Raw genomic sequence first — 12980 nt, forward strand, 5'->3', positions numbered from 1 at the left:
ATGTCCGGCCACCGTCCCGCCCTTCGCGTATGCCGGGCGGGACGACATGATGAGGAAAGGAGGGGCGCCGTGAGTGTTCGCGACATGGTCGAGAAGGACTATTACGCCGCTCTCGGCGTTCCGAAGGACGCCTCGGCGGCCGACATCAAGAAGGCCTACCGGAAGCTGGCCCGCGAACTCCACCCGGACAAGAACCCGGGTGATGCGAAGGCCGAGGCCCGGTTCAAGGAAGTGTCCGAGGCCTACGACGTGCTTTCGGACGAGAACCGTCGCCGGGAGTATGACGAGGCTCGGGCGCTGTTCGCGGCCGGCGGGCGGCCCGGCGGTTTCCCGGGCGGCCGGGCTGCGGGCTACGGGAGCGGTTTCGGCGCTCCGGGCGGCTTCGGGGCCCCAGGCGCCGGTTACGGCAACGGGCAGAACCTCAACTTCGACGACATCCTCGGCAACTCCGGTGGCGGTCTTGGCGGCTTCTTCGACATGTTCCAGCGCTCGTCGCCGGGGCGTGGGCCCCGGCGTGGCGGGGACATCGAGGCCGAGGTCACCGTCTCGTTCGAAAAGTCGCTGACCGGGCTGGAGGCCTCCGTCCGGCTTCCCGGCGCAGCCACCTGCACCACCTGTGAGGGCAGCGGGGCCCGCCCGGGAACCGCCCCCCGCACCTGCCCGACCTGCCGCGGGCTCGGCGTGGTCTCCCGTGCCCAGGGTGGCTTCGCGCTCTCCGAGCCGTGCCGCGACTGCCTCGGCAAGGGCACCATGATCGATCACCCCTGTCCGGACTGCCGGGGCACCGGCCGCCGCGAACGTGAACAGCGCATCCGGATACCTCCGGGTGTCAGCGACGGGCAACGGCTGCGGGTGCGCGGCCGAGGCACTCCCGGCGAGCGTGGCGGGCCCGCCGGCGACCTCGAGGTGACGGTCCACGTGCTGCGGCACCCGATCTTCGATCGGGAGGGCAACAACCTGATGGTCACGCTGCCCGTGACCATCACCGAGGCCACCCTGGGAGCATCCGTACGGGTGCCGACACTGGACGGCGCCCCGCTCACCGTGAAGGTGCCCGCCGGAACCTCCAGCGGGCGGAGGCTGCGCGCCCGCGGGCGAGGAGTCCCGACCGCCGGCGGCGGTCATGGCGACCTGATCGTCACCCTTGAGGTGACCGTGCCCAAGCCGTCCTCGCTCTCGCCGCGAGCCCGCACCGCTCTGCTGGAGTTCGCCCAGGCCCATCCCGAGGACCCCCGGGGACCGATGATGGAACGGATGGAGGCAGGGGAATGACCGCGCGTCCGAACCGCACGTCCGACCCGCCGGCCAACATGCCCTCGCGAACGCCACCGGCGAGGCGGCCACAGCAGTCGGCCCCGCCGGTGGCACCGGGCACGATGTCTACTCCGACCTCGGCGACCGAGGTGCGGCCGGAAGGCTACTACCCCACCGGCCCCCTGCCCGGACCCGCGCATGACGAGGACGCCCCGGTCTACGTGATCTCGATCGCTGCCCAGCTCGCCGGCATGCACCCGCAGACCCTACGTTCCTACGACCGGCTGGGCCTGGTCACCCCGGGCCGTACCCCCGGGCGGGGGCGGCGCTACTCCGCCCGAGATGTTGCCCTGCTACGGGAGGTGCAGCGGCTGTCCCAGGAGGAAGGCGTCAACCTCGAGGGCATCCGGCAGGTGCTGCGGCTGTCCGCCCAGGTGCTGGCGCTGCAGGCGCAGGTCCGCCAACTCACCGAGCAACTGGGCCACGCCCGCGCCGAGGCGGAACGGAGGGTGGCCGAGGCCCACGCAAGCCATCGTCGCGACCTCGTTCCGATCGACCGTGGAGCGGTGGTGGTATGGCGGCCGATCCCGCGCCGCTGACCGCCCGGCCGGCAATGGCGCCGGACCCCGCGCAGGTGCCGCCCAGGGGCTTCTCCCGCTGCCAGGCAGCGGGAGAAGCCCCTTCGTCTTTTTTCCTTGCGCCAGCAGCTTCACTCGACTCACAGATTCGCAGGGTTGAGCGGGAACGACTCAGGTATGGTGAGCGTTGTAAGGAGAGATGGCATGCCTCCTTACCTACTCCGCACCTTCGTGACCCCCGACCTTTCGTGACCACCGCACCTTTCGTGACCACTGGGATCCGCCATGAACGCTGAACGCCTCACCGCCCGCTCGCAGGAGGCTCTCTCCGCAGCGATCAGCCGAGCCACCGGCGACGGGTCGCCGCTGGTCGACCCCCTCCACCTGCTCACCGCGCTCCTCGATGCTCCGGATGGTGTGGGCGCCTCGCTGCTGTCGTCCGTCGGCACCTCGGTCGACGCCGTCCGGTCCCGGGCAGAGGCGGCCGTCTCCCGGCTGCCTCGAGCCACCGGGATGAGTGTCTCCGCCCCCCAGCTGTCCCGCCAGCTCATCGCCGTGCTGACCAACGCCGAGCGGCAGGCCGCCCAGCTCGGCGACGAGTACACCTCGGTCGAGCACCTGGTGGTGGCCATCGCCGAGGAGGGTGGCGAGGCGGGCCACATCCTGACCGCCGTCGGGGCCACGCCCGACGCGCTGCGCGCCGCCTTCGAGAAGGTGCGCGGCGGCGCCCGCCGGGTCACCAGCCGTGATCCGGAGAGTTCCTACCGGGCGCTGGAGAAGTACTCCATCGATCTCACCGAGCGCGCCCAGCAGGGCAAGCTCGACCCGGTGATCGGCCGGGACGCCGAGATCCGCCGGGTGATCCAGGTACTGTCCCGGCGCACCAAGAACAACCCCGTCCTCATCGGCGAGCCCGGAGTCGGCAAAACCGCGATCGTCGAGGGGCTCGCGCTGCGGGTTGTCGCGGGCGACGTGCCCGAGTCGCTGCGCGGCCGGCGGATCGTCTCGCTCGACCTCGCCTCGATGGTCGCCGGGTCCACGCTGCGCGGCGAGTTCGAGGAGCGGCTGACCTCCGTCCTCAACGAGATCCGCGAGGCAGAGGGCCAGATCATCACCTTCATCGACGAACTGCACACCGTCGTCGGCGCCGGTGGGGCCGAGGGCGCGATGGACGCCGGCAACATGCTCAAGCCGATGCTGGCCCGTGGCGAGCTGCGCATGATCGGCGCCACCACCCTCGAGGAGTACCGCAACCGCATCGAAAAGGACCCGGCCCTCGAGCGCCGCTTCCAACCAGTGCTGGTCGGTGAGCCCACGGTGGAGGACACCATCGGCATCCTGCGTGGCCTCAAGGAACGCTACGAGGTGCACCACGGCGTGCGGATCACCGACGCCGCCCTCGTCGCCGCGGCCACCCTGTCCGACCGCTACGTCACTGCCCGCTTCCTGCCCGACAAGGCCATCGACCTGATGGACGAGGCCGCCTCCCGGCTACGCATGGAGATCGACAGTCGGCCGGTGGCGATCGACGAGCTCGAGCGGGCCGTTCGCCGCCTCGAGATCGAGGACATGGCGCTGTCCAAGGAGAACGACGACGCCTCCCGGGAGCGGCGCGAGCGGCTGCAGCGGGAACTCGCCGACCGGCGCGAGGAGCTGTCCAGCCTCACCGCGCGCTGGCATCGGGAGAAGGACTCGATCTCCGAGGTCCAGAAAATCAAGGAGGAGCTCGAGAACACCCGGCGGGCCGCCGAGCTCGCCGAGCGCGATCTGGATCTTGCCAAGGCCGGTGAACTGCGATACGGGACGATCCCGACCCTGGAGAAGCGGCTGACCGACGCCACCGACGCGCTGGCCGCGGCCGGATCGTCCGGCGGGGCCATGCTCAACGAGGAGGTCGGCCCCGACGACGTCGCCGAGGTCGTGGCCGCGTGGACGGGCATCCCGGCCGGCCGGCTGCTGGAGGGCGAGACGGCGAAACTGCTGCGAATGGAATCCGAGTTGCACGCCCGGGTCATCGGGCAGGACGACGCGGTGGGGGCCGTCTCCGACGCGGTCCGGCGTGCGCGGGCCGGCATCGCCGACCCCGACCGGCCCACCGGCTCCTTCCTGTTCCTCGGCCCGACCGGCGTGGGCAAGACCGAGCTCGCCAAGGCGCTGGCCGACTTCCTGTTCGACGACGAGCGGGCGGTCGTGCGCATCGACATGAGCGAATACGCGGAGAAGCACTCGGTGGCCCGCCTCATCGGCGCGCCGCCCGGCTACATCGGCTTCGAGTCCGGCGGCCAGCTCACCGAGGCGATCCGGCGCCGGCCGTACAGCGTGATCCTGCTGGACGAGGTGGAGAAGGCCCACCCCGACGTGTTTGACATTCTTCTGCAGGTCCTCGACGACGGCCGGCTCACCGACGGACAGGGTCGTACCGTCGACTTCCGCAACACGATCCTCATCCTCACCTCGAACCTGGGCTCGCAGTTCATCGCCGACCCCACGCTGAGCCCGCAGGTGCGGCGCGAGTCGGTGATGGTGGCGGTGCGCGACGCCTTCAAGCCGGAGTTCCTCAACCGGCTCGACGACGTCCTCGTGTTCGAGCAGCTCGGGCGCGACGACCTGGCCCACATTGTCGACCTGCAACTGGACCGGCTGCGCGCGCGGCTGCGGGATCGGCGGATCAGCCTCACCGTCACCGACGCGGCAAAGTCCTGGCTGTCGGATGTCGGTTACGACCCGGTGTTCGGCGCCCGGCCGCTGCGTCGCCTGGTGCAGACGGCGATCGGCGACCAGCTCGCCCGGGAACTGCTCGCCGGTCAGGTCCGCGACGGTGAACAGGTCCTGGTCGACGTGAGACCGGATGGCCCCGGCCTCACGGTTGCCGCGGTCCCGGCAACCGCGGCGGCAAGCACGAAGACTCTGTAGAGCCGGCCAGATTCCCGGCCGGTCCAGGACAGCGGCCCGGGCAGATCGCGGCACGGACAGCGATCCGCCCGGGCCAACCGGCCAAGCGGGCAGGCACGGACGGCAGCAACCCGTCGAAGGGTTGCAACGGGTCGCATAGGGTCGGCGCATGGCGGGCGGATCGAACATCGTCGTCTCGGCGGCCGTGCGGGAGGCCCTTGCTGCCGGTGCACCGGTGGTTGCCCTCGAGTCAACACTGATCGCGCACGGGCTTCCACGGCCACGAAACCGCGACGTCGCCTTCGCCCTCGAAGACCAGCTCCGCGAGCAAGGAGTGACCCCAGCCACGGTCGCGGTCGTCAACGGCGTTCCCCGGGTCGGGCTGGAGGAGCCGGACCTGCTGCGGATCGCCGACGACAGTGGCGTGGTCAAACTATCCGTCCGGGACCTGCCGATCGCCTGCGCCACCAGCTGGACCGGGGCGACGACGGTGGCCTCGACGTCGGTGCTCGCGGCCCGCGCCGGCATCCGGGTCTTCGCCACCGGCGGGCTCGGCGGCGTGCATCGCGGTGCCGGGGAAAGTTACGACGAATCGGCTGATCTGGTGGCCCTCGCCACCACCCCGATCACCGTGGTGTGCGCCGGGGTCAAGTCGATTCTCGATGTGGGCGCGACCCTCGAACGCCTTGAGACGCTCGGCGTCACCGTCCTCGGCTATCGAACCTCCACCTTCCCGGGGTTCTACCTGCCCCACACCTCCTACGACCTGGACTGGCGGGTCGGCGAGCCCGAGCAGGTCGCGGCGGCCATGACCGCGGCCGACGAGCTGGCGCTGACCTCAGCGATCGTCGTTGCGAACCCGCTGCCCGCCGAGGAGGCCCTCGACCCGGGGTTGCACGATCGAGTCCTCGCCGACGCGCTGTCCTGGGCGGCGGAACGCGGCATCCGTGGCAAGTCCGTCACGCCCTTCCTGCTCGAAACATTCCACCGCGAGACCGAGGGCGCCAGCCTGGAAGTCAACATCCACGCGGTACGGAACAACGTCGCCGTCGCCGCGGAGATCGCCCTCGCCTGGGCGGCGACCGCCAGCGCGAGCCCGACGCCGTCCCCGTAATCCCACCACCCCACCACCCCGTCACAGCCCACCGGCCCTGCCGGCCCTGCCGGCCCTGCCGGCCCCGTCCGAGGTGCCTGGCTGAGGCGTAACCGGCCTGCGCCGGCCCAGCGCCGTGGCTCCGGACCTGCGACGATTTCCCGAAGTGGTTACGGAGGGTGATCGGATGAAGGGGGCTGACGGTGTCCTGGATGGTCGGGCGTCGGTCAGCCTGGGCCGTCATCGCTTTCTGGATCATCGTTGCGGCGGCGATCAGCCCGCTGGCCTTCCAGCTGCCTCACGCCCAGAAGAACGACGCGTCCGCGTTTCTGTCCTCGGACGCCGAGTCGACGCGGCTGCTCGCCGCCCAGCGCGGCTTCCCGGGCGGGGACGCCGTTCCGGCCGTGCTCGCCATGACCCGGCCGGGTGGGCTCAACGCGGCGGATCGAGCCGCGGCCGACTCGATCAGGACGGCGATGCGCCGCTTTGCCTCCGGACAGATCCTCGGGCCGATCGTCTCGTCGAACGGACGCACCCTGGTCCTCATCATCGGCCTGACCCAGATCGACGACGCCTCGCGGTTCACCGATGAGCTAAGCGAGATGCGCGACATCGCCCGGTCACTCGCGCCGCCCGGAGCCGAGGTCGCGATCACCGGGCCGGCCGGGCTGATCGCCGACACCTACCACCTGTTCAGCTCCATCGAGTCGCTGCTGCTGCTGGTCACGGCGGGCATCGTCGCCGTCATCCTGCTGCTGGTGTACCGCAGTCCCCTGCTGTGGCTGGTGCCGCTGATCTCGGTCAGCATCGCGGATCAGACCGCCTCGGGCATCGTCACCCTGCTCGCCCGGCACGCGGGGCTGACCGTGAATGGTCAGAGTTCCGGCATCCTGCGCGTGCTCGTGTTCGGCGCGGGCACCGACTACGCCCTGCTACTCATCGCCCGTTACCGTGAGGAACTGACCCGGCACCGGGATTCGCGCCAGGCGATGATCGAGGCGATTCGCCGGGCCGGCCCGGCCATCGTCGCCTCCGCCGGGACGGTCATCATCGGCATGCTCTGCCTGCTGTTCGGCGCGCTTGCCTCGAACCGCGGGCTCGGCCCGGTGGGGGCGATCGGCATCCTGGCCGCAGTGATCACCATGACCACCCTGCTGCCCGCGGCCCTCACGGTGTGCGGCCCCACGCTGTTCTGGCCTCGGGTCCCCCGTTTCGGCGAGCATCCGCCGGTCCTCGACGTGGCCCGCCGGGGGCCGGCTGCCCGCTCGGCGCACGCAGCGGCGCTGGCCGCCCCCACGCTTCCCGGCCACGAGGATCTCACCGAGTTCGACCTTGCCGCCGAGCCCGGACGGTGGGTCCGGATCGGTGCCGCGATCGACCGCCGGCCGCGTGCGGTGTGGGTGGTCACCTCGCTGTTGCTCGGCGGGCTCGCCGTCGGACTGCTGACGATGGACACCTCGCTACGGGAAGATCAGGGGTTCCGCAGCGGCGTCGAGTCAGTACGCGGGATCGAGATGGTGTCCGCCGATTTCCCACCCGGGGTCGCGTCGCCCACCTACATCATCGCGAACGCCTCGGCGACGACGGCCGTCCAGGCCGCGATCCGGGCGACGCCCGGGGTCGCCGGGGTGCCGCAGACCGCCCGGGCCGGCTCCCGGGTGCTGTTCCTGGTCGTCCTGCGGGATCGGCCGGACAGCGCCGAGTCGTTCGACGCGGTCCGTGACCTGCGGGCCCGGGTCCACCGGGTGCCTGGCTCGCAGGCCCTGGTCGGGGGGAACACGGCGGTGAACCTTGACGTCCGCGACGCCGCCGACCGCGACCGCATGGTGATCATCCCTCTGGTGCTCGCGGTCGTCTTCGCAGTCCTGATCTTTCTGCTGCGGGCGATCGTCGCCCCGCTGCTGCTCATCGCCACGGTCGTGCTGTCGTTCCTGGCCGCACTCGGTGCCAGCGCGGTCGCGTTTCGCTGGCTGTTCGGATTTCCCGGCTCAGATCCGTCGCTGCCGCTGTTCGCCTTCATCTTCCTGGTCGCGCTGGGTGTCGACTACAACATCTTCCTGATGACCCGGGTACGCGAGGAGGCACACCGGATCGGCCCCCGGCCAGGCGTGCTGCACGCACTGGCCGTGACCGGCGGAGTAATCACCTCTGCCGGCATCGTGCTCGCCGCGACGTTCTCCGCACTGATCATCTACCCGTTGATACAGCTTGCCGAGGTCGGCTTCGTCGTTGCGTTCGGCGTACTGATCGATACTCTCGTCGTGCGTTCGGTGCTGGTACCGGCGCTGAGCCTGGACATCGGCCGGCGGATCTGGTGGCCGGGCCGGCTCGCCTCCCCGCCACGCGGCGAGATCTGAGCGAATGACCGATCAACGACGTCACCAGCACGATCAGGCCGGCCGCCCAGGGCCGCCAGCCATCGCCGCGGGCCCGGTGCGAACCGCTGCCGCCAATCGGGGCGGACGTGTTCATCCCGCGACCTATTGTTGCCATATGGCCGATGCCCTCCTCCCGGGCCCCGGGCCGGACACTGTGCCGGATGCGCTACTGGATTCGATGTCACAGACTGCGCCTGGGGCTGATACCGCGCTGGATTCAGGGCCGGATTCAGGGCCGGACGCACTGCCGAATTCCCGGCCCGACGGTGCGGCGGACTGCGCGCCGGACCCGGCGCTGTGGCGGATCCTGCCGCCAGGACTTCGGCGGCTTCGACGGACGCTGCTGCTGCTCGTGGCCGTCCCGGCCGTAGCGATCACGGCGCTGGTCTCGGTGGCGCTCGGGGGCTGGCCGTGGGTTCTGCTTACCGCTGTCCCGATCAGCGCCGCGGGCTGGGCCTGGCTCGCGATCGGGCGGATCTGGCGGGCCTGGCGCTACGCCGAACGGCAGGACGATCTGCTGATCAGCCGCGGCGTGCTCGTGCGCAGACTGGTGGTCGTTCCCTACGGCCGGATGCAGCTCGTCGATGTCACCGCCGGCCCGCTCGCCCGCCGGTTCGGCATCGCCCGCGTGCAGCTGCACACCGCGGCGGCCACCAGCGACGCCCTCATCCCCGGCCTGCGCCCGCAGGAGGCCGCCCGACTGCGCGACGCCCTCACCGAGCGGGGCGAAGCCAGATCGGCCGGGCTGTGACCACCGCGCGGGATGCCACTGCGCGGGCTGCCACTGGGCCGGCTGCCACTGGGCCGGCTGTCCAACCCCGGCCGGTTCCGCCGGCCCCCAGCTCGCTCGCCAGCTCCGCCGCGCAGCCAGGCGCTTCGGACGGTTACCACCGCCTGCATCCGCTGACGCCGTTCCTACGCGGCTGGGTGATCGTCGTGGCGTTCGCCGCCACCGTCGGACGCAACTTCGCCGAGGATGTGACGGCACGCGCCATCGGGCTCACGATGATCTTTCTGGTTCCAGCCGCCGGTACCTACGGGTACTGTGCCTGGCGGTTCACGCGCTACCGGATCGACCGGGACGGCCTGCGGCTGGACACCGGGCTGCTGATGCGGCGGACACGCTATGTGCGGCTGGACCGGCTCCAGTCGGTCGATATCGTCCAGCCGTTACTTGCCCGCATGGTGGGTCTAGCCATCCTGCGCCTGGATCTGGCCGGTCGCGAGCGCAAGGAACGGGCCGACTCCGATGGTGGCGACTCCGCCTCCGACCTGCGATATCTCTCGATCGGGCATGCTCAGCGGCTACGTGCGCAGCTGCTCGTCGGCGCGGCAGGACACCCCACGGTCACGGTGGGGAGCATCGGTGCCGCCGCCCGAATCGGTGTGGACGGCCCTGCGGACAGTCCGCGCCGCCTGCTGGCCGAGGTGCCGCCGCGGCGGCTGGTCGCGGCGATAGCGCTGTCGCCGGCGCCGTGGTTAGCGATCTTCGGTGCGGCCGCGATCGCCGTACCCTCGCTGCTGACCGGGACACGGGCCGGTGTACTCGGCGCGATTCCGCTGCTCGGCTGGCTGTGGCACCGCACGATCCGGGTCTTCGCCGTCGGCTACCCCTACATGGTGTCGGAGTCGGTGAGCGGCCTGCGCATCGACAGCGGCCTGCTGGAGCGGGCCCATGCGACGATCCCGCCGGGACGGGTCCAGGCGATCAGCATCAGCGAGCCGCTTCTGTGGCGCCCGTTGCGATGGGTCACCATTCGGATGAACGTGGCCGGCGGCGGTCCCTCGATCCTGCTGCCTGTGGCCCGGCGGGATGAGGCGGTGGCGCTGATCGGTGCACTGCTCCCGGGAGTCGACGTCGCCGCCGTACACCTGGCCCGTCCCCCGCGCCGCGCACTGGCGCTGGCACCGGTGCACTGGTGGGTGCAGGCCTGTGGCGCCGACGAGCGGGTGTTCGTGGCCCGGCATGGCCTGCTCCGCCGCCACACCGACGTCATTGCGCACGGCAAGGTGCAGAGCATCCGGCTGGTCGCGAACCCGCTGGTCGGCCTGCTGGGGCTCGCCGACGTGCACCTGGACACGACCGGCGGGCCCGTCCGGGTGCGCAGTGGCCTGCGCGACCGTCAGGAGGCGTTGTCGCTGGTCTGGGGTCAGGCGGAGCGCTCCCGCCTGGGCCGGCGGCGGGCCGGGAACAACTAGGCCGGCCGAGCCGAGCCGCGTTCGGACGCACAGGGCCGGCTGGGGCCGCGTGGCCGCATGGAGCCACGCGGCAGGTCAGCCGAAGGTCGGGAACTCCGGGCCGAACACCGAACCCCACAGGGCCACGGCCTCCTCGTGGTTGCCGGCCTGCTCGGCGGCCAGCGCCTTCGCCGAGTAGAGCCGGGCCAGGCGGATGTTCTCGCCGAACACGTCCAGATCCTCGGGACGGACGTAGTTGGACAGGTCCCCGCCGACATCAGCCGGGTCGGCCACGCTCAGACCCGTCTCGTCCATGTGCCGGAAGACCTCGGCGAGGCCCTGCCGGGTGTTCATTCCACGCCCGGCGAGCACCGACCCGGCGAGCGCCTCGATGTGGAACGAGCGCAGATGGCTGCCGCACACCCGGTTCCACGCCTTGAGCAGACGCACCGCCGAGATCACACGTGGGCCGAGGTCCGCTGTCCAGCCCAGGTGCCGCTCGGGACGGGTCGGCAGCCAGCCGCCGACCCGGTCGGGCATGACGTAACCGGCCCGTGGATGGTCGAACGCCGGGACGAGATGCACATCCGGCGGCGTGTCGTAGACGATGCGCAGCGCCTGCCCGCGGCTGCCGATGGTCTGGATCCGCTCGCCGCCGATCGCGTTGCGCACACACAGGACAAGATCACGAGAGTCCCAGCGGAACCGCTTCCAGGCACTGTTCGCCGCGGAGAACACCGCGAAGATGTCGACCTCGTCCAGCGGTCGGATCATCGTGTCGCGACCCGCGGACCCGATCGTGGCCACACCGACCAGCGGCAGCGCACACCGGGGCGGGAAGATCGCCCGCAGCGCCCGCTCAGCCTCGTCCCGGCGGGCCGCGATCACTGCCTTGTCCTCGGCGCTCAGGCGGATCATGTCGTCGAGCTTGGCGAACGCCCGCGCGGTCGTTCCGACGAGCAGCGGACCGGTCATCGCACCGGTCGGCGGATTGATCGGCGCCATCGCCGCCTGCGCACCCGCGCCGCCCTCGGGCGGAAACAGCGCGTTGGGCGTGCCAGGCGCGGATTCGTTCGACCGCCGCCAGTGCGGCGGAATGATCAGGTGGTCGTAGGTGACCTCACCCGGCCGGACTCCGGCCGGCGTACCCCGAGGGGCGTCCACGCTCATGCTGACCTCCCAGGCGCAGGTAGCGCCGAAACGTTCGGGCTCCCCTCCCCGGACGCGCGACGGACCTCCCGCGGCCCGACCCGGACGCCCCGCCCTGCCTTCGGCCCGTCGGCCATGGTCGCGGCATCGCTTTACATCGTGCCCCAGCGCGTCGCGGTCTGAACAGGGGGCCGTCGGCGTGGCGTGTCCATCGCTCGCCCCGTGACGGGAAAACTACGAGAAGGCTGCTGTCAGATTCCTGACAATCTGCCATCACCGCCACAACGGACGCACAATGCTTGAGGGTCTGCGCGGGTGCCCTAGCCAGGGGGTTCTCGGGTACTCGTAATGCGGACCCGCCCCGGCCCCAATGAGCCGGACAGGGTGGGCAAGTGAGTAGTCCACATGTGGCATCCGGCGCGAGCTGCTCTGGTCACCCAGACGGGCGGACGGGCAGATCATCCGGCCGGTGGCCGTAGCCAGACCCTCCACCATCCGGCCATCACCACCGGTGTCGGCACGAACGACGTGGCCTGTCCCAGCCGCTTGCCGACGGCGTCGCCACGCCGGATGCGCGTCTCGACAAGGGCACCGCGGTACTCCAGCCAGCCCGCGGCCGCCCGAACCGCCTCGGTCGCGTAGCCCTCCCGGCGCGAGTCGAAGGCGATGGACACGCCCACGACCGCCCGGGGACCGTGCGTGTCGGCCACCAACAGACCGACCGCCGCGGACTCCGAGCGCCGCCGCAGCACCCAGGTCAACACCGATCGGCCGGCGCCGGCCCGGCGACGCAGCTCGCGCCGCAGCGACCCGACCGGGTCCTGCGGGTCCGGCCGGGCCGCGTACGGGTCGGTGCCGGCGATGCCTCCGTCCGGGCCCACCTGCATCTGCCCGCCACCGCCCGAGCGGGCCACGACTGAGGTGAACGCGAGCGCCGTCGCCAGTTCCTCGGCGACGTAGCCGGCGTTCCAGACGGTCAGGGGTAGGGCGAGTATCCGGGAGGTGGTGAGTGTCGGCCCCTCACCCACGGCGCGACGGCTCCCGCACGCCGAGCAGCCCCCGTTCCCCGAGCCACTGCTGCGTCCGGGCCATGCCGTCGGCCAGCGGCACCGCGGGCGACCAGCCGGTCAGTTCGCCAATGTGGGAGATCGAGAAACCGGCGTCGCGGGTCAGCTCCCGCACCCCGAGTGGCCCGATGTCCACCCGGGCTCGCGGATCGACCCCCGCAACGATCCGAGCACCCAGGCCACGGACCAGTGCCCGCGAGCCACCCACCGTCGGCTTTGGCTCGGGGAGTGGATGTGAAGCCGGGTGCGGCTGTGACCCTGGATACGGCTGTGACCCTGGATACGGCTGTGACCCACCGCGCCCGCGCAGACCCTCGGGGGGGGGGGGGGGGGGGGGGGGGGGGGGGGGGGGGGGGGGGGGGGGGGGGGGGGGGGGGGGGGGGGGGGGGGG

General features: G+C 71.4%; 10 protein-coding genes. 7 read left to right on the forward strand and 3 right to left on the reverse strand.

The features are described from left to right. Positions 1-69 precede the first annotated feature (69 nt). From dnaJ to MXD95_RS22290, 7 genes are all read left to right on the forward strand, one after another. Positions 70-1272 (forward strand): molecular chaperone DnaJ, encoded by a 1203-nt coding sequence (gene dnaJ, locus MXD95_RS22260; RefSeq protein WP_250642628.1) that lies wholly within the window; start codon positions 70-72, stop codon positions 1270-1272. Continuing rightward, positions 1269-1853: a heat shock protein transcriptional repressor HspR gene (locus tag MXD95_RS22265; RefSeq protein WP_250642629.1), complete on the forward strand. Its 585-nt coding sequence runs from the start codon at positions 1269-1271 to the stop codon at positions 1851-1853. The genes dnaJ and MXD95_RS22265 overlap by 4 nt, the downstream gene beginning before the upstream one ends. Positions 1854-2117: 264 nt before the next feature. Beyond that, positions 2118-4745 (forward strand): ATP-dependent chaperone ClpB, encoded by a 2628-nt coding sequence (gene clpB, locus MXD95_RS22270; RefSeq protein WP_250642630.1) that lies wholly within the window; start codon positions 2118-2120, stop codon positions 4743-4745. A 148-nt stretch (positions 4746-4893) separates the two neighbouring features. Continuing rightward, complete coding sequence (locus MXD95_RS22275; protein ID WP_250642631.1) at positions 4894-5838, forward strand: pseudouridine-5'-phosphate glycosidase; 945 nt, start codon at positions 4894-4896, stop codon at positions 5836-5838. Between the two features lie 191 nt (positions 5839-6029). Then, positions 6030-8174, forward strand: a complete 2145-nt coding sequence (locus MXD95_RS22280) for an MMPL family transporter (RefSeq protein ID WP_250642646.1) — start codon at positions 6030-6032, stop codon at positions 8172-8174. A 199-nt stretch (positions 8175-8373) separates the two neighbouring features. Then, entirely contained in the window at positions 8374-8946 is a 573-nt protein-coding gene (locus MXD95_RS22285; protein WP_250642632.1) for a PH domain-containing protein, read from the forward strand. Next, the gene (locus tag MXD95_RS22290; protein WP_250642633.1) at positions 8943-10394 is read left to right on the forward strand and encodes a PH domain-containing protein; all 1452 of its coding nucleotides are present in this window, start codon (positions 8943-8945) and stop codon (positions 10392-10394) included. The genes MXD95_RS22285 and MXD95_RS22290 overlap by 4 nt, the downstream gene beginning before the upstream one ends. Before the next feature lie 75 nt (positions 10395-10469). Here the strand turns inward: MXD95_RS22290 and MXD95_RS22295 are convergent, their stop codons facing one another. From MXD95_RS22295 to MXD95_RS22305, 3 genes are all read right to left on the reverse strand, one after another. Then, positions 10470-11543 carry an SMODS domain-containing nucleotidyltransferase gene (locus tag MXD95_RS22295; protein ID WP_250642634.1) on the reverse strand — a complete coding sequence of 358 codons (1074 nt, stop codon included), beginning with the start codon at positions 11541-11543 and terminating at the stop codon, positions 10470-10472. Positions 11544-11980: 437 nt separating this feature from the next. Further along, a complete protein-coding gene (locus MXD95_RS22300; protein WP_250642635.1) occupies positions 11981-12550 on the reverse strand; it encodes a GNAT family N-acetyltransferase in 570 nt (189 codons plus the stop codon). After that, positions 12543-12725 carry a hypothetical protein gene (locus MXD95_RS22305; protein WP_250642636.1) on the reverse strand — a complete coding sequence of 61 codons (183 nt, stop codon included), beginning with the start codon at positions 12723-12725 and terminating at the stop codon, positions 12543-12545. The genes MXD95_RS22300 and MXD95_RS22305 overlap by 8 nt, the downstream gene beginning before the upstream one ends. Between the last annotated feature and the right edge of the window lie 255 nt (positions 12726-12980).

The organism is Frankia sp. AiPa1, from assembly GCF_023243075.1.
Lineage (GTDB): Bacteria > Actinomycetota > Actinomycetes > Frankiales > Frankiaceae > Frankia.

Coding starts and splice junctions, on each gene's coding strand:
- MXD95_RS22265 (WP_250642629.1), top strand. CDS start 1,269: ATGACCGCGCGTCCGAACCGCACGTCCGACCCGCCGGCCAACATGCCC.
- MXD95_RS22275 (WP_250642631.1), top strand. CDS start 4,894: ATGGCGGGCGGATCGAACATCGTCGTCTCGGCGGCCGTGCGGGAGGCC.
- clpB (WP_250642630.1), top strand. CDS start 2,118: ATGAACGCTGAACGCCTCACCGCCCGCTCGCAGGAGGCTCTCTCCGCA.
- MXD95_RS22280 (WP_250642646.1), top strand. CDS start 6,030: ATGGTCGGGCGTCGGTCAGCCTGGGCCGTCATCGCTTTCTGGATCATC.
- MXD95_RS22295 (WP_250642634.1), bottom strand. CDS start 11,543: ATGAGCGTGGACGCCCCTCGGGGTACGCCGGCCGGAGTCCGGCCGGGT.
- MXD95_RS22285 (WP_250642632.1), top strand. CDS start 8,374: ATGTCACAGACTGCGCCTGGGGCTGATACCGCGCTGGATTCAGGGCCG.